We start from the raw sequence: 15,554 nt of genomic DNA, 5'->3' as shown, positions 1-15,554 counted from the left end.
CCTCCTGGGCCCGCCCCTGGCGTGCGGATTCATGGAACAGGGGCCTCCGACGTAGCCCGGCGTTCAACTCCTGTTCAAAAGTGGGCGGGAACGTGTGCGCCGAACCGAGGTCCGCCACCCTCCACGGCCGGCCCACCTGTCTCAGGAGACACCATGTCGCTCACCCGCAGGGACTTCACCAGAACATCCGCGATCACCGGTGCCGGGGTCGCCCTGGCGGGCAGCGTCGGCGCACTCGCCACCGCGCCGAACGCCCTCGCGTCCACCGAGGCCGACAGCGAGCACATGGACGGTGCGTCGGCGCACGGCCACCACGGCGTCGGCTACGGCCCGCTCATCCCCGACCCGGACGGCATCCTCGCCCTGCCCGCGGGCTTCGCGTACCGGGTCATCACCTACAGCGGCAGGACCAAGCTGGAGTCCGGCGAGTTCACCCCGTCCAACCACGACGGCACCGCCACCTTCGACGGCCCGCGCGGCACCACCCTCCTCGTCAACAACCACGAGCTGGCCGGCGCCCGCGCCCAGTGGCCGCACCCGGTGCCGCTCACCGAGGGCCTCGTCTACGACCCCGCGGCGGCCGGCGGCTGCACCGTCGTCGAGGTCCGCCGTGGTGGCGAGGTCGCCGAGTGGGTGGGCATCGCCGGTACCGCCACCAACTGCGCGGGCGGCCGCACCCCCTGGGGCACCTGGCTGACCTGCGAGGAGACCGAGGACAAGGCCGGCAAGAACGGCTTCACCAAGGACCACGGCTACGTCTTCGAGGTGGACCCCGAGGACCGCCGCGCCAACCGCGACCCCAAGCCCGTCAAGGCGCTCGGCCGCTACGCCCACGAGGCCGTCGTCGTCGACCCCAAGCGCGGCCACCTCTTCCTCACCGAGGACGCCTCCGGCCCCAACGGCCTGCTCTACCGCTGGACCCCGCCGGAGGGCTTCCGGCACGGCCGCGGCAAGCTGCGCACCCTCGCCGACGACGCGGGCGTCCTCCAGGCCTTCAAGTGCTTCGACTCCGGCGGCAAGTTCGTCGACGACCTCTCCCGCGCCACGAGGATCGGCACCGTCTACGGCGTCGACTGGGTGGACGTCCCGGACCGCGACGCCAAGACCGTCTCCGTGCGCAAGCAGTTCACCACCGGCCAGATCACCCGCGCCCGCAAGCTGGAGGGCATGTGGTGGGCCGACGGCGGCGCCTACATCGTCTCCTCCTTCGCCCGCGAGGAGAGCCCCGTCCAGCACGACGGCCAGGTCTGGTTCTACGACCCCAAGCGCCGCACCCTGACCCTCAAGGTGCTGCTCGGCGTGAACCCCGACCCGGCCAAGGACGGCGACTTCGACGGCCCGGACAACATCACCGTCTCCCCGTACGGCGGCCTGGTCATCGCCGAGGACGGCGAGGGCGTCCAGCACCTGTTCGGCGCCACCGACAGCGGCCGCACCTACCCCATCGCCCGCAACGAGCTGAACATCGGCACCGAAGAGGAGCCCGAGTACAGCGAGTTCACCGGTGTCACCTTCTCACCCGACGGCCGCACCCTGTACGCCAACATCCAGACGCCCGGCATCATGCTGGCCATCACGGGGCCGTGGAAGCGGCAGAAGCGGTAGGCGAGGGCCACACCGTCCCACTTGACGGGCCGACGGGCGGAGACGCGCGTCGGCCCGTTTGCGTGCCGTACGACCGCTTTCTCGCCACCCGCCGACGCGCCGGATCCGGGTTCATCGCGGCGGTCAGTCGTCGTCTGCAGCGCTCGATAAAATGCGCAGACCACCACCGCTCGCGAGGAGTTGCCGGATGACGCAGGTCAGGGCCATGCGTGCGGACGCTCGGCGTAACTACGAGCGGCTGCTGAAGGTGGCGGCGGAGGCCTTCGCCGAGCATGGGGAGAACGCGTCGCTCGACCAGATCGCCAAGCGGGCGGGCGTCGGCTCCGGCACGCTGTACCGGCACTTCCCGACGCGGCACGCGCTGCTGGAGGCCGCGTACCTGGACCGGATCGAGGCGCTCGGGAGGCGGGCCGACGAACTGGCCGCGGAGTTGCCGCCGGGCGAGGCGCTGATGGAGTGGCTGAACGAGCTGTGCGCCGCCACGATCCAGCTGCGGGGCATGAAGGCCCTGCTGGGGGCGGCGGTCACGGACGGCGGGGCGGCGGCGCTGACGGCGTGTGGTGCGGCGTGCGGTACGGCGGTGAACGGGGCGGCGAGACGGCTGGTGGGGGCGGCGCAGGCGGAGGGGGCGCTGCGGGCCGATCTGGAGCCGGTCGAGGTGCTGCGGCTGGCGCACGGGGTGGTCACGGCGTCGGAGTTGGCGGACGGGCAGGGCGGGGAGATCCGCCGGTACCTGACGTTGCTGACGGAGGGTCTGCGACCCTGACCCGAGGCCACCCGGCGCTGGGCCGGGCCGGGGTGGGTTCCGCTCGCCCGCGCCGGCGGGGTGCCGCTGCGCCCACCCGTGCCGCCCCAGCGGCACGACTGCCCGCAGCGGCGCGGGGGAGAGAGCGAGCCGCCGTGCCGCCCGAGCGGTAGGGCTGCCCGTAGCGGCACGGGTGAACGGGCGGGCCGCCCCGAGCCGCACGATTGCCGTGGCGGCGCGGGTGAACGGGCGTGCCGCCGCGACCGGTGGGGGTGCCCGTGGCGGCGCTGGGGCGGATGGTCGTTACAGAGCCCTCGCGCCCGGGTCCACCATGTTGCGGACCGTGCGGGCCTTGACGAAGTCGCCCAGGGCCGTCATGTCCCACTCGCCGGAGAACTGGCGGATGAGCTTGGCCATCATCACGCCGGTCTGCGGCTCGGCGCCCGTGAGGTCGAAGCGGACGAGTTCCTCGCCGGTCGCCGGGTCGACGAGGCGGCAGTACGCCTTGGCGACCTCCGTGAACTTCTGGCCGGAGAAGGAGTTCACCGTGAAGACCAGGCCCGTGACCTCCTGGGGGAGGCGGCCGAGGTCGACCACGATGACCTCGTCATCGCCACCGCCCTCCCCGGTGAGGTTGTCGCCGGAGTGCTTGACCGCGCCGTTCAGGATCGTCAGCTTGCCGAAGTAGCAGCTGTCGATGTGGTTGCGCTGCGGCCCGTAGGCGATGACCGAGGCGTCCAGGTCGATGTCCTTGCCGCGGAAGGCGGGCTCCCAGCCGAGACCCATCTGCACCCGCGAGAGCAGCGGACGGCCGCCCTTGACCAGGGACACGGTCTGGTTCTTCTGCAGACTGACCCGGCCCTTGTCCAGGTTGATCTTCCCGGCACCCGGCACGGGAGGAGCGGGCGGCGCCGGGGGCATCGGCGGAGCCGACGGGGTGGACACCGGCGGGGCGGTCGGCTGCGGCGGCGCGGCCGCGGGGGCGGCGGCCGGCTCCTCCACCGTCACACCGAAGTCCGTCGCGATACCGGCCAGCCCGTTGGCGTACCCCTGGCCGACGGCGCGGGCCTTCCACTGGCCGCCCCGGCGGTAGATCTCCACGACGACCAGCGCGGTCTCGGCGCCGAGCTGCGGCGGTGTGAACGTGGCCAGCACCGCGCCGCCGTCCGCGTCGCGGATCGTGGCCGTCGGCTCGATGCCCTGGAAGGTCTGGCCGGCCGCGTCCGGGCTGGCCGTGACCACGATCTTGTCGATGTCCGACGGCACGGCCGCGGTGTCGACCGTGATCGCGTCGGGCGCCGTGCCGCCGCCGGAGCGGTAGGTCACGCCCGAGCCCGTCGGCTGGTTGTAGAAGATGAAGTCGTCGTCGGAGCGCACTTTGCCGTCGCCCGTGAGCAGCAGGCCCGACACGTCGAGCCGCACCGGAGCGGCGACGTCCACCGTCACGCGCGTGGCGGGGAGAGGGATGTTCGAGCCAGGGGTCATAGCTGTCATGCCGGGTGAACGAACGACACCGCTTTACCGTTCCCTTACCTGCCGAACGGGTTACGGCACGACGACGATCTTCCGCCCCACACCCGCCGCGAACTGCTCCAGCGCCTGCGGGTACCGCTCCAGCGGGATCCGGTCGCTGATGAACACCTCCGGGTCCAGCACCCCGCCCGCGAACAGCTCGGCCGCCCGCTCGAAGCTGTGCAGCACCGCCATGGAGCCCGTGATGGTGATCTCCTGGTTGTAGATGCGGTACGGGTCGATCGTCACGCGGGTCGCGTAGTCGGCCACCCCGAACTGCAGGAACGTGCCCGCCTTCGCCACCCGGTCCAGGCCGTCCTGGATCGCCGCCGCGTTGCCGGTGGCGTCGACGACGACGTCCCAGCCCTGCGGGCGGTCGAGCTCGTCCGCGCCGCCCGCCGCGCCCGAGACGCCGAGCCGGCGTGCCGTCTCCAGACGGGCCGGGTTCACGTCGACCACGTCGACGCTCGCCGCGCCGGTCCGCTTGGCCAGCTCCAGCATCATCAGGCCCATGGTCCCGGAGCCGTAGATCAGCACGTGGGCGCCGAGGCGGGAGCGCAGGACGTCGTAGCCGCGCACCGCGCAGGACAGCGGCTCCACCAGGGCCGCGTCCTCGGTGCGCACGTGCTCGGGCAGCTTCACGCAGTTGGCGACCGGGGCGAGCGCGTACCGCGCCGCGCCTCCCGCCGTCGTGACGCCGATCGCCGCCCACCGCTCGCACAGGTTGTTGTGGCCGTCACGGCAGTACCGGCACTCGTAGCAGTACAGCGACGGGTCCACGGCCACCCGGTCGCCGACCGCGACCTCGGTGACCTGGGTGCCGACGCCGACGACCTCGCCGGCGAACTCGTGCCCGGGGACGATCGGCAGCTTGGGCGCGAACTCGCCCTGGAGGATGTGCAGATCGGTGCCGCACAGGCCGCACGCGGCGACCTCGACGACGACCTCGCGGGGCCCTGGCGTCGGGTCCGGTACCTCGGTGACGACGGCGCGGCCCACGGACTCGATGACGGCGGCCTTCATTTGACGGCTCCCAGCGACAGGCCCTGGACCAGTTTGTCCTGGGCGGCGAACCCCGCGGCGAGCACCGGCAGGGAGATGACGAGCGACGCGGCGCACACCTTGGCCAGGAACAGGCCCTGGCTGGTGATGAAGCCGGTCAGGAAGACGGGGGCGGTCTCGGCGACCACGCCCGTCAGGACCCGGGCGAACAGCAGCTCGTTCCAGCTGAAGATGAAGCAGATCAGGGCGGTCGCGGCGATGCCCGGCAGGGCGATCGGGGCCACCACGCGCGCGAGGATGACGGGGAGGCGGGCGCCGTCCACCCTCGCCGCCTCGATGACCGCGACCGGTACCTCGGCGAGGAAGGACTGCATCATCCACACCGCGATCGGCAGGTTCATGGAGGTGTAGAGGACGACCAGGAGCCAGATGTTGTCCAGCATCCCGGCGTTCTTGGCGAAGAGGTAGATCGGCAGCAGGCCCGCCACGGCCGGCAGCATCTTCGTGGACAGGAAGAAGAACAGCACGTCCGTCCACTTCTTCACCGGCCGGATCGACAGCGCGTAGGCCGCCGGGAGGGCCAGCAGGAGGACGCAGAGCGTCGAGGCCACCGACGCCACCGTGGAGTTGACCAGCGCGGGCCAGGGGCTCGCTCCACCGCCGCTGCCGAAGAACTCGCGGTAGCCGTCGAGGGTCAGCGACGCCGCGAAGGAGGGCGGGTTGGTCGCCGCGTCGGACTCCGAGTGGAACGACGTCAGCGCCATCCACGCGATCGGCAGGAAGAACACGATCCCGGTCAGCCAGGCCACCAGGCCCAGCCCGCCTCGTCGCAGGACACTCATGCGCCGGACACCTCCTCGCGGAACAGGGACGACACCACGCGCAGGGCGAAGGTCGCGATGACGATGGAGCCGATGACCACCAGGACGCCCGCGGCGGAGGCGAGCCCGTTCTCGTGCGCCTGGTAGAAGCTCTGGTAGACGGTGTAGGGGAGGTTGGCGGTGCCCAGGCCGCCGGAGGTGATCGTGAAGACCGCGTCGAAGTTCTGGACGATGTAGATCGACCCGAGCAGGGCGCCCAGCTCCAGGTAGCGGCGCAGGTGGGGCAGGGTCAGATGGCGGAATGTCTGCCAGTCGCTCGCGCCGTCGACCCGGGCGGCCTCGATCTGCTGCTGGTCCCGGCTTTGCAGCCCGGCCAGCAGGATCAGCATCATGAACGGCGTCCATTGCCAGACGAGGGACGCCTCGACCGCCAGCAGCGGGGTGCGGGAGATCCAGTCCGGCTGGGGGCCGCCCACATAGTGCAACAGCCCATTGAACAGGCCGTATTCGGGGTTGTAGAGCACATGCTTCCAGAGCAGGGCCGCGGCCACCGGCACCACCAGGAAGGGCGCGATGAGCAGGGTGCGGACGATGCCCCGGCCGCGGAACCGCCGGTCCAGCAGCAGGGCCAGGAGGAGGCCCAGCACCAGGCTGGCCAGCACCACCGCCACCGTGAGCAGCACGGTCGTCCACACCGAGTGGCGCAGGTCCGCGTCGGTGAGCACCTGGCGGTAGTTGTCGAGGCCGGTGAAGTGGCGGGCCTTGGGGTAGAGGGCGTTCCAGTCGAAGAAGGAGATCACCAGCGTGGCCACGAACGGCAGCTGGGTCACCACGATCATGAAGATGAGGGCCGGCAGCAGCGGGGCGCGGGTGGCCCAGGCGCGCAGCCGGGCCGGGGGCCGGCGCACCGTCCGTGCGGGCGTGGCCGTGAGCGGGGCCGTTGTCGTCGCTGTCATCGTCCCTCGTACTCCTTGGAGATCTTCTCGGCGAGCGCTTGCGACTTCTTCAGGGCCGCGTCGACGGACTGGCGCCCGGCGATGGCCGCGCTGATCTCCTGGGAGACCTTGGTGCCGAGGTCGGTGAACTCGGGGATGCCGACGAACTGGATGCCGGGGGCGGGGCGCGGCTGCACGCCGGGGTCGTTCGGCCGGGCGCCCTCGATGGCCTCCTTGGTCATCTCCTGGAAGGCGGCGGCCTCCTTGCGGTAGGCGGCGTTCGTGTACGTCGAGGCGCGCTTGCCGGCCGGGACGTTCGACCAGCCGCTGGTGTCGCCGACCAGCTGCTCGTACCCCTTGCCCGACGCCCAGGAGACGAACTTCCAGGCCTTGTCGGGGTTGCGGGAGGCCTTCTGGACGCCCCAGGCCCAGGTGTAGAGCCAGCCGGAGGACTCCGTCTCCTCCACGGGCGCGGGGGCGTAGCCGAGCTTGCCCTTGACCGGGGACTTCGCCGCCTCCAGCAGTCCGGCCGCGGAGGTGGCGTCGTACCACATGGCGACCTTGCCCTGGGTCATGTTGTTCAGGCACTCGGCGAAGCCGGACTGGGCGGCGCCGGACTCGCCGTGCTCGCGGACGAGGTCGACATAGAACTTCGTCGCCTTTTCGAAGGCCGGGGAGTCGAGGCGGGCCTTCCAGTCCTTGTCGAACCAGGTGCCGCCGAAGGTGTTCACGACCGTCGTCAGCGGTGCCATCAGCTCGCCCCAGCCGGGCAGCCCGCGCAGGCAGATGCCCTTCATGCCGGGCCGGGCGCCGTCCGCCCGCGCGGCGAGGTCGGCGACCTGCCGCCAGGTGGGACGGGCGGGCATCGTCAGGCCCTCCGCCGCGAACACGTCCTTGCGGTACATCAGGAAGGACGACTCGCCGTAGAAAGGTTGCCCGTAGAGCTTGCCGTCGTCGCCGGTGAGGGACTGGCGCATGGGCTTGAGCACGTCCTGCTCGTCGTAGGACGGGTCCTTCGCGACGTACGTGTCCAACTCGTGCAGCCAGCCGTTGCGGGCGTAGATCGGTATCTCGTAGTTGGACAGGGTGGCCACGTCGTACTGGCCGGCCTGGTTGGCGAAGTCCTGGCTGATCTTGTCGCGGACGTCGTTCTCGGGCAGGACCGTGAAGTTGACCTTGATGCCGGTGTCCTTCGTGAAGTGCGCGGCGGTCAGCTTCTGCAGCTCGGTCATCTGGGGGTTGTTGACCATCAGCACGTTGATGGAGTCGCCGCCGGAACCGGTCCCGCCCGCACCGGCCCAGCAGCCGGAGAGCAGCGGGGCGAGCAGCGTCCCTGCGGCGGCCATGGCGAGCGTGGCTCGCGGCCTCCGTCGGCTCGGGGTGCGCATGGATCGCTCCTGAAGTATGGGAAAGAGGGGCATAAGGGGTGTTCGGAGGTGAGGAACGCCCCTGGACGGGGACGAGTTGGCAGGTCAGACGCGGATGACCTGCGGGCCCAGCAGGGAGTAGCGGTGGGCCTCGGCGGCCGGGAGCAGGGTGCTGGTCACGATCGTCTCCAGAGCGCCGATCTCGGCGAACCGGCAGAAGCTGACCGCGCCGAACTTGGTGTGCACGCCCGCGAAGACCGTGCGGCGGGCGGCCCGGACGGCCTGCGCCTTCACCTCGCTGACCGCCGGATCGGGGGTGGTCAGGCCGTGTTCGCGGGAGATGCCGTTGGCCCCGATGTAGGCGAGGTCGATCACGAAGCCGGCCAGCATCTTCGTCGTCCAGTGGTCGACGGTGGCCAGCGTTCCCGGGCGGACCCGGCCGCCGAGCAGCAGCACCGAGATGCGCTCGGCCTCCGCGAGGGCGCCCGCGACCGGCAGGGACGCGGTGACCACGGTCAGGGGCCGGTCCCTCGGGAGCGCCTCGGCGATGAGCTGCGGGGTGAAGCCCTCGTCGACGAAGACCGTCTCGGCGTCCCCGAGCAGTTCGGCCGCGGCGGCGGCGATCCGGCGCTTCTCGGGCACATGGCTGGTGGCGCGGAAGGCGAGGGTCGTCTCGAACCCGGCGCTCTCCACCGGACAGGCGCCGCCGTGGGTGCGGCGGACCAGGCCGTGGTCCTCCAGGGCGCGCAGATCGCGCCGGATGGTCTCCTTGGCCACGCCCAGGTCGGCGGCGAGCGCGGTGACGTCCACCGAGCCGGTGGCGCGGGCGGCCCGCACGATCTCCCGCCGGCGTTCTTCCGCCGTCCTGGTGGTCATGTCGTCACCCACTTCCCTGTGGAACTGCCCGTTCGGGCCCATGGGGGAAGTTCTACCGCCGGTGCGCGGCGCTGACCAGGTCTGTTGCGGGCCCGATACTGCCCGCTTGTGCCCGCTTGGCGCGGGCCGTGCCCGTCGCGGACCTGCGCGGCCGCCCGGGGCGGGGTGGGATCGGGCACGGCGGATGCCCGGACACGGCGGCGGGCGGGCCCGTTCGGTGCCCGCCCGCTCGCGTGGACGATCGTTTCCGGCCGCCGGGAGCCACCCGGGGGCCTGTACGAGGCTCAGTACGGCCAGATCGGCGGGTCGCTGACGAAGTGCCCGCCGAGGTGGCTGTGGGCCGGGTTCTCGGGGGCCAGCTCGCCCTGCTCGGCGATCAGCTTCTCGGCGTACGGCTCGGAGTCGTCCCGCGGTTCGTAGCCGAGCGCCCGGGCGGTCGTGAGGTCCCACCACAGACGCGTGTTGGCGGAGGAGCCGTAGACCACCGTGTGGCCGACCTTCTCGGCGGTCAGGGCCGCGTGGAAGAGGCGGGCGCCGTCGGCCGGGCTCATCCACACCGAGAGCATGCGCACGCTGGTCGGCTCCGGGAAGCAGGAGCCGATGCGCACCGATACGGTCTCCAGGCCGTGCTTGTCCCAGTAGAACTGGGCCAGGTCCTCGCCGAAGGACTTCGACAGGCCGTAGAAGGTGTCCGGGCGGCGCGGGGTGTCGATCGGGATGAGCGGATCGCCCGCGCCCGGGGCCGGCGTGAAGCCGACGGCGTGGTTGGAGGAGGCGAAGACGATCCGGGGCACGCCTTCCCGGCGGGCGGCCTCGTACAGGTTGTAGGTGCCCTCGATGTTCGACCTGAGGATCTTCTCGAACGGCGCTTCGAGGGAGATGCCCGCGAGGTGGAGGATCGCGTCCACGCCCCGCACCGCCTCGCGCAGCGCCTCCTTGTCGGAGAGGTCCGCGGTGATCGCGTCCGGCTCGCCGTCGACGGGGCGCACGTCGAACAGCCGCAGCGCGTAGCCGTACTCCGGCAGCAGGGACCGCATCAGGGTGCCGAGCCCGCCGGCGGCGCCGGTGAGCAGAACGGTGCGGGGAGCGGGCATCCTCGGTCTCCTTGACGTCAGCGGCCGTATGCGTGGACGACATTCACATGCGTGGACACGCTAGGAAGTGGCGACACGCCTCGTCAAGTGTGCCGTGACACGGGGGAATCCGCCGCTGTCTTGCCCGCTCGCGCGCTTGACCCGCTCCAATACGGGCCCGTAGCGTGAGATCGTTCAGAAATATAGACGACGATCAGAAGCATGCACCGACTGGGAGCGCTCGTGACGCCTGCCCCTCTCGCCGCCCGGCTCCGCGATCCCAGCGGGCCGCTCTTCTTCCCCGTCACGGCCTACGGCCCCGACGGCTCACTCGACCTCGACGCCTACCGCACCCACGTGCGCCGGGGCGTCGCGGCCGGTGCCGCCGCCGTGTTCGCCTGCTGCGGCACCGGGGAGTTCCACGCGCTCCTGCCGGAGGAGTTCGAGGCCTGCGTCCGGGTGGCCGTGGAGGCGGCCGAGGGCCGCGTCCCGGTCGTCGCCGGCGCCGGCTACGGCACCGCCCTCGCCGTCCGCTACGCGCGCCTCGCCGAGGGCGCGGGCGCCGACGGCCTGCTGGCCATGCCGCCGTACCTCGTGCTCGCCGGCCAGGAGGGCCTGCTGCGGCACTACCGGGAGGTCGCCGCGGCCACCGCCCTGCCGGTCGTCGTCTACCAGCGCGACAACGCCGTCTTCACCCCGCGGACCGTGGTCGAACTCGCCCGCACCGACGGGGTCATCGGCCTCAAGGACGGCCTCGGCGACCTCGACCTCATGCAGCGGATCGTCAGCGTGGTGCGCACCGAGGTTGCCGGCGACTTCCTGTACTTCAACGGCCTGCCCACCGCCGAGCAGACCCAGCTCGCCTACCGCGCCCTGGGCATCACCCTGTACTCCTCGGCCGTGTTCTGCTTCGCCCCGGAGATCGCCCTCGCCTTCCACCGCGCCCTGGACACGGGCGACCAGGACACCGTGCGCCGCCTCCTGGACGGCTTCTACCGCCCGTTCGTCGAACTGCGCGCCCAGGGGCGGGGCTACGCCGTCTCCCTCGTCAAGGCCGGCGTACGGCTGCGCGGCCTGGACGTCGGCGAGGTCCGGCCCCCGCTGCACGAGCCGGGCGAGGATCATGTCAAACAGCTCGCCCAACTGATCGAGCGCGGATACGCGCTGCTGGAGGAGGACGCGTGATCGACCACGGCCCCATGCCGCCCGAGGAGGCCGCATGAAGGCGTCGGCGTTCGTCTATCCCTGGGACGTCGACGGGGACCCCGAGGCCCCCGCGCGCATCGCCGGGCTCGGTGTCGAGCAGGTGACCCTCGCCTCCGCCTACCACTCCACCCGCGCCCTGACCCCCCGGCACCCCCGCCACCGCATCGTCACCGCCGAGTACGCGGCCGTCCTCTACCCGCCGGGCGACCGCTGGGCGGGCCGCGGCCTGCGCCCCTACCCCGCCGGCCGCTGGGCCCCCGGCAACGCGTACGGTGAGGCCGCCGAGGCCCTCGTCGAGGCCGGCCTGGAGGTGCACACCTGGGTCGTCCTCGCCCACAACTCCCGCCTCGGCGCCGAGCATCCGGACACCTCGGTGGTCAACGCCTACGGGGACCGCTACCCATGGGCGCCCTGCATCGCCCAGCCCGCCACGCGCGCCTACCTGGTCGACCTGGCCGCCGAGGCCGCCGTACGCCCCGGCGCGCACGGCACCGAGCTGGAGTCCCTCGGCTGGTACGGGCTTCAGCACCTGCACGCCCACGACAAGACCTCCGGCGTGGGCCTCGGGGAGGCCGGGCAGTACCTGATGTCGCTGTGCTTCTGCCCGTCCTGCCGCGCGGGCTACGGCGGACAGGGTCTCGACGCCGACGAACTGGCGGCGGCCGTGCGGACCGCGCTGGAGCCGCTGTGGCGGGGCGCGGCGGACGACGAGGGCTGGCCCACGGCCGAGAAGCTGCTCGGCGAGGGCACGGCGGCCGCCACGCGCGCGTGGCGCGAGGAGACCGCCCGCACCCTCCAGGAGGAGGCCGTCGCCGCCGTACGCGCCGCCGCGCCCGACGGCTTCCAGGTCCTGCTGCACGCCGACCCGGTCTCCTACCACTGCGGCGCCAACGCGGGCGTCGACCCCGCCCACGTCCTGTCCGTGGCCGACGGCGTGGTGGTGCCCTGCACGGGCGGTACGGACCTGCTGGCGCCCTTCGCCGCACAGGCCCGGGAGCGGACGGTGCTGGCCGCCAACCTCACGGTCGTCACCGGGATGGGCGGCAGCCCCGGCACGCTCGCGGCCGACGCGGCACGCGCGCGTGCCCACGGCGCGACCGAACTGCGGCTGTATCACGCCGGGTTGGCGTCGGACGGGGACCTCGCGGCGGTGCGGGCGGCGCTGTCGGCGCGCTGAGCCAGCGAGGCCGCCGTCAGCAGCAGCGCGAGACCGTACAGCGGCAACAACAGCCCGGGGCCGGCCAGTTCGACCAGGCCGGCCCCGAGGGCGAGGCCGAGCACGTTCGGGGTGAAGACCAGCGTGTGGGCGGTGGCCGTCGCACGGCCGAGGAGCGGGCCGGAGGTCTCGCGCTGCACGGCGGTGAACGCGGCGATCAGCACACAGGGCAGGCCCAGGCCGCTCGCCGCGCTGGACATCAGGGCCACCGGGTCCGACGGCACGGCCCGCGCGGCCACGGCGACCCCCGTCAGCGCGATCCCCGCCGCAGCGAACCGGCGCTCGCCGAGCCGGCGCAACGCGGGCCCCGAGACGAGCCCGACCGCCACCGAACCGGCGCCCTGGACGGCGTACAGCACGCCGGTGTAGGCGGGGCCGTGGCCGAGGCGGTCGACGACGGCGTACAGCATGGCGCCGCAGAGCGCGGTCAGCAGCATGGTCGTACCGCCCGCCCGGACCAGCGGGCGCAGCACGGGGTGACCCCACAGGTGCCGGAAGCCCTCCGCGGTCTGCTTCCGCCGGCCGCCGCCGGACCGGGCGGGCCGCTCCTCGCGCACCCGCAGCAGCGCGCACAGCCCGGCGGCCAGGACGAAGGTGACGGCGTCCAGGCAGGCCACGGCCGGCCCCCCGGAGACCGCGTAGAGGCCCGCCCCGGTCAGTGGGGCGACGAGTTTCATGCCCTCCGTGACGGTCATCCGCAACCCGTTGAAGTCGCCGAGGAGATCCGGGGCGACGGCGGCGGCGACCAGGGCCGACTCGGCGGCGTCGTGGACGACTCCGGCGGTGCCGTACAGGAACAGGACGGTGAACAGCAACCACAAGCGGCCGGGGGAGTCGACGGTGAACAGCGTCAGGAGCATGGCCGCCAGCCCCAGATTCAGCGTGATGAGCAGGGGCTTGCGCGGGAGGCGGTCGGCGAGCGTGCCCAGCGCCGGGCCCGCCAGGGTGGGCGCCCACATGGCGACCATGCACAGGGCGGCCAGGCCGTCGGACCCCGTGAGGTCCTTGACCCACACCCCCGACACCAGCCACAGCGAGGAGGTGCCGAAGGCGGACACCACCAGGCCGGTGAGGTACAGCCCCGCAGTGCGGTCCCGCAGGACGCGGACCACGGTCCAGGAAGTCGTCATGCCTGGTCATCGTGGACCTAAGGCGAGGACCTCGGGATCGGTAAGGTGCCCTAGCTGTGCCGTCCGACCCTTCCCGTCTGCCTTCGGGCGACGACGCGGATCGTCGGACAGGGCCCTGGTCCCGGGCGCGGCGCGGCGGCGACGATCCGCCGGTCATCGGTCTCCCCCCACGACTCCTCGTCCGGCTGCGCGCCGCGCGACCCGGTGATCGCGGCGCGGTGCCCCGGCGGCGGCCGTGTGCCGTGGGCGTGCCTGTGCGGCACCGATGAGTTCCGCGGGTCCGGCCGGTCAATCTGTTCGTACGGGCAGCGCGACCCCGAAGGAGCAGGACATGACCATGGTGGACCTCGGCCCGCAGACCCGGATCGTGGCGCGGCTCGCCGAGAACGTGACCGACGAACAGCTGACGGCCGTCACGCGTGCCCGGACTGCGCGGTGCGGAACCTGCTGGGCCATCTGGTGATGCTCTCGGTGGCCTTCCGCGACGCGGCCCGCAAGGACCTCGGCGCGACGACCGACACCAACCCGAACGCCGCCGTCCCGGACATCGGCCCCGGCTGGCGCGAGGAACTGCCCAAGGCACTGGACGAACTGGCCGACGCCTGGCGCGACCCGGCCGCCTGGACCGGCGACACGCGGGCCGGCGGGGTGGACCTGCCGGGCGCGGTCGCGGGCGCCGTCGTCGCCGACGAACTGGTGATCCACGGCTGGGACCTGGCCCGCGCCACCGGCCAGGACTACGCCCCCGACCCGGCCGCCCTCCGATCGGCCCACGGTTTCCTCCTCGCCGCCGCCGACGACCCGGACCGGGGCGGCGGCCTGTTCGGCCCGGTCGTCCCGGTCCCGGAGGGCGCGCCGCTCGTGGAGCGGGCGGTGGGGCTCAGCGGGCGGGACCCGGGGTGGCGGCCGTAGGAGCGACCCGGGACGGCGGCCGCAGGAGGGCACCGAGAGCGGCACTGAGTAGGCGAACCGGTACGGCATGAGTACCTCGGCCGGTGTGCCGGGCACGGCGGCACCGGTTCGATGGCCACATGACGACACAGCACATCGCGACGGTCCCGGGCCCGGCCGGCGCGGAGCGGCGGGACCCCCGGGGCTGGGTGGCCCCCGCGGTCGCGACGGCCCTGATGGTCCCGCTGGCCCCGCTCGCCCTCCTCTTCGGCGGACTGTCCGCCATGGCCACGGACAGCTGCGGCCCCGACGACTGCTCGGCCGCCCTGGAGACGGCGCTGGCCTGGATCAACGGGATGCTCGGCGTCGGTGGCCCGCTGTCGTTCACGGCCCTGCTCACCGCGTGGCTGCTGCCCTGGAGGCGCCGCTGGTCGGCGGCGCGCGTCTGGGCGTCCCTGGTCGCGCTGACGCCGCCGCTGTCCGTCCTGTACCTGGTGTTCACACTCCCCGCGCCCTGACCCCGGCGCTCCCCGGGGGCGCCGAGGCATGGGTGGACGCGGGGCCCGGGACACGTTCGCCGCTTCGCAGCGGCACACGGACCCCGCGCGGCCCACCGCGATCCGGATCCGGCATCTGCACGCCGACCACAGCGCCGACCCGCCGGCCGCCGCCTACGCCTCCGCCTTCGGCGGCATGACACCGCCCGCGCCGATCCCGTGTACGCCTCACGGGACTGCGCCTGTCGGCCGGCCGGCTTCTTCGGGCGACCGGACGTCGACTTCCGTGAGGGCGTCCTCGGCTTCCGCGACCTGCACGACGGCGTCCGGCACCGGAACCTGCGCCTGACCGCCCGAGCCGTCGCCCACGAGACGGCGGCGTAGGGGCTGCGCGCCGAGTGCCGGGCAGCGTGCCGGCGTGCTCCGGGAGGCGGACCTCGGCGAGCATCGCGAAGGCGAACCGCCGCAGCGGGTGCGTCTCACGCCGGAGGGCGCCGGCCGGATCGCCCGCGACGCCCACGTGCGCGAGCCGCTCGTCCCCCTGTCGGGCCCACACCGACCCGCGAGGCGGCCACCGTGCGCGCCGCCGCCGTCTCCGGGCGGCCCACGCACCGGGCGATCGCGGGCGGCATCCGCACCGCCCGAGCCGCCCCGCCCCGGCAACCTCGACTTCCTCTG

14 protein-coding genes and 1 pseudogene are annotated in these 15,554 nt (G+C 73.0%); 7 read left to right on the top strand and 8 right to left on the bottom strand.

Annotation, left to right across the window (positions count from 1 at the left end; all coding sequences use genetic code 11):
- Nucleotides 1-153 precede the first annotated feature (153 nt).
- Nucleotides 154-1,605 (top strand): alkaline phosphatase PhoX, encoded by a 1,452-nt coding sequence (locus ACGFRF_RS18575; RefSeq protein ID WP_393741119.1) that lies wholly within the window; start codon nt 154-156, stop codon nt 1,603-1,605.
- A gap of 187 nt (nt 1,606-1,792) precedes the next feature.
- The gene (locus ACGFRF_RS18570) at nt 1,793-2,371 is read left to right on the top strand and encodes a TetR/AcrR family transcriptional regulator (RefSeq protein WP_393741117.1); all 579 of its coding nucleotides are present in this window, start codon (nt 1,793-1,795) and stop codon (nt 2,369-2,371) included.
- A gap of 282 nt (nt 2,372-2,653) precedes the next feature.
- On the opposite strand, the gene ACGFRF_RS18565 is transcribed toward ACGFRF_RS18570, so the two are convergent.
- The 7 genes from ACGFRF_RS18565 to ACGFRF_RS18535 all read right to left on the bottom strand — a co-directional run bounded on the left by ACGFRF_RS18565 (nt 2,654) and on the right by ACGFRF_RS18535 (nt 9,957).
- On the bottom strand, nt 2,654-3,835 hold the full coding sequence (locus tag ACGFRF_RS18565; RefSeq protein ID WP_393741115.1) for a TerD family protein: 1,182 nt from the start codon (nt 3,833-3,835) through the stop codon (nt 2,654-2,656).
- A gap of 60 nt (nt 3,836-3,895) precedes the next feature.
- Nucleotides 3,896-4,885: a zinc-dependent alcohol dehydrogenase family protein gene (locus ACGFRF_RS18560; RefSeq protein WP_393741113.1), complete on the bottom strand. Its 990-nt coding sequence runs from the start codon at nt 4,883-4,885 to the stop codon at nt 3,896-3,898.
- On the bottom strand, nt 4,882-5,706 hold the full coding sequence (locus ACGFRF_RS18555) for a carbohydrate ABC transporter permease (protein WP_393741111.1): 825 nt from the start codon (nt 5,704-5,706) through the stop codon (nt 4,882-4,884). Before ACGFRF_RS18555 ends, ACGFRF_RS18560 begins: the two co-directional genes overlap by 4 nt.
- Nucleotides 5,703-6,641, bottom strand: coding sequence for a carbohydrate ABC transporter permease (locus ACGFRF_RS18550; protein WP_393741109.1), 939 nt, complete (start codon nt 6,639-6,641; stop codon nt 5,703-5,705). The genes ACGFRF_RS18555 and ACGFRF_RS18550 overlap by 4 nt, the downstream gene beginning before the upstream one ends.
- On the bottom strand, nt 6,638-8,008 hold the full coding sequence (locus ACGFRF_RS18545) for an ABC transporter substrate-binding protein (protein WP_393741107.1): 1,371 nt from the start codon (nt 8,006-8,008) through the stop codon (nt 6,638-6,640). Before ACGFRF_RS18545 ends, ACGFRF_RS18550 begins: the two co-directional genes overlap by 4 nt.
- Nucleotides 8,009-8,092: 84 nt before the next feature.
- Nucleotides 8,093-8,863: a DeoR/GlpR family DNA-binding transcription regulator gene (locus tag ACGFRF_RS18540; protein WP_393741105.1), complete on the bottom strand. Its 771-nt coding sequence runs from the start codon at nt 8,861-8,863 to the stop codon at nt 8,093-8,095.
- Between the two features lie 284 nt (nt 8,864-9,147).
- On the bottom strand, nt 9,148-9,957 hold the full coding sequence (locus ACGFRF_RS18535) for an NAD-dependent epimerase/dehydratase family protein (protein WP_393741103.1): 810 nt from the start codon (nt 9,955-9,957) through the stop codon (nt 9,148-9,150).
- A 222-nt stretch (nt 9,958-10,179) separates the two neighbouring features.
- Here ACGFRF_RS18535 and ACGFRF_RS18530 point away from each other — a divergent pair, with 222 nt between their 5' ends.
- Together ACGFRF_RS18530 and ACGFRF_RS18525 are read left to right on the top strand one after the other, a co-directional pair.
- Nucleotides 10,180-11,121, top strand: a complete 942-nt coding sequence (locus ACGFRF_RS18530; RefSeq protein WP_393741527.1) for a 5-dehydro-4-deoxyglucarate dehydratase — start codon at nt 10,180-10,182, stop codon at nt 11,119-11,121.
- Nucleotides 11,122-11,155: 34 nt separating this feature from the next.
- On the top strand, nt 11,156-12,319 hold the full coding sequence (locus tag ACGFRF_RS18525; RefSeq protein WP_393741101.1) for a hypothetical protein: 1,164 nt from the start codon (nt 11,156-11,158) through the stop codon (nt 12,317-12,319).
- Here the strand turns inward: ACGFRF_RS18525 and ACGFRF_RS18520 are convergent.
- Nucleotides 12,256-13,488 (bottom strand): MFS transporter, encoded by a 1,233-nt coding sequence (locus ACGFRF_RS18520; RefSeq protein ID WP_393741099.1) that lies wholly within the window; start codon nt 13,486-13,488, stop codon nt 12,256-12,258. The genes ACGFRF_RS18525 and ACGFRF_RS18520 overlap by 64 nt on opposite strands.
- Nucleotides 13,489-13,819: 331 nt before the next feature.
- Between ACGFRF_RS18520 and ACGFRF_RS18515 the strand changes: the two are divergent.
- From ACGFRF_RS18515 to ACGFRF_RS18505, 3 genes and pseudogenes are all read left to right on the top strand, one after another.
- Nucleotides 13,820-14,400: pseudogene (locus tag ACGFRF_RS18515) on the top strand (TIGR03086 family metal-binding protein).
- Between the two features lie 119 nt (nt 14,401-14,519).
- Nucleotides 14,520-14,897, top strand: a complete 378-nt coding sequence (locus ACGFRF_RS18510) for a hypothetical protein (RefSeq protein WP_393741097.1) — start codon at nt 14,520-14,522, stop codon at nt 14,895-14,897.
- 198 nt (nt 14,898-15,095) lie between these two features.
- Nucleotides 15,096-15,260, top strand: coding sequence for a hypothetical protein (locus ACGFRF_RS18505; protein ID WP_393741095.1), 165 nt, complete (start codon nt 15,096-15,098; stop codon nt 15,258-15,260).
- Nucleotides 15,261-15,554: the final 294 nt, after the last annotated feature.

This window comes from Streptomyces sp. NPDC048521 (assembly GCF_043199855.1).
Classification (GTDB): Bacteria; Actinomycetota; Actinomycetes; order Streptomycetales; family Streptomycetaceae; genus Streptomyces.
The sequence above is the reverse complement of the archived record's forward strand: the minus strand, read 5'-3'. Positions and strand labels throughout refer to the sequence as shown.

Excerpts from the sequence above, each read along its gene's own strand:
- ACGFRF_RS18565 (WP_393741115.1), bottom strand. The coding sequence starts at position 3,835 with ATGACCCCTGGCTCGAACATCCCTCTCCCCGCCACGCGCGTGACGGTG.
- ACGFRF_RS18520 (WP_393741099.1), bottom strand. The coding sequence starts at position 13,488 with ATGACGACTTCCTGGACCGTGGTCCGCGTCCTGCGGGACCGCACTGCG.
- ACGFRF_RS18545 (WP_393741107.1), bottom strand. The coding sequence starts at position 8,008 with ATGCGCACCCCGAGCCGACGGAGGCCGCGAGCCACGCTCGCCATGGCC.
- ACGFRF_RS18550 (WP_393741109.1), bottom strand. The coding sequence starts at position 6,641 with ATGACAGCGACGACAACGGCCCCGCTCACGGCCACGCCCGCACGGACG.
- ACGFRF_RS18570 (WP_393741117.1), top strand. The coding sequence starts at position 1,793 with ATGACGCAGGTCAGGGCCATGCGTGCGGACGCTCGGCGTAACTACGAG.
- ACGFRF_RS18540 (WP_393741105.1), bottom strand. The coding sequence starts at position 8,863 with ATGACCACCAGGACGGCGGAAGAACGCCGGCGGGAGATCGTGCGGGCC.
- ACGFRF_RS18555 (WP_393741111.1), bottom strand. The coding sequence starts at position 5,706 with ATGAGTGTCCTGCGACGAGGCGGGCTGGGCCTGGTGGCCTGGCTGACC.
- ACGFRF_RS18560 (WP_393741113.1), bottom strand. The coding sequence starts at position 4,885 with ATGAAGGCCGCCGTCATCGAGTCCGTGGGCCGCGCCGTCGTCACCGAG.
- ACGFRF_RS18535 (WP_393741103.1), bottom strand. The coding sequence starts at position 9,957 with ATGCCCGCTCCCCGCACCGTTCTGCTCACCGGCGCCGCCGGCGGGCTC.
- ACGFRF_RS18510 (WP_393741097.1), top strand. The coding sequence starts at position 14,520 with ATGACGACACAGCACATCGCGACGGTCCCGGGCCCGGCCGGCGCGGAG.
- ACGFRF_RS18575 (WP_393741119.1), top strand. The coding sequence starts at position 154 with ATGTCGCTCACCCGCAGGGACTTCACCAGAACATCCGCGATCACCGGT.
- ACGFRF_RS18525 (WP_393741101.1), top strand. The coding sequence starts at position 11,156 with ATGAAGGCGTCGGCGTTCGTCTATCCCTGGGACGTCGACGGGGACCCC.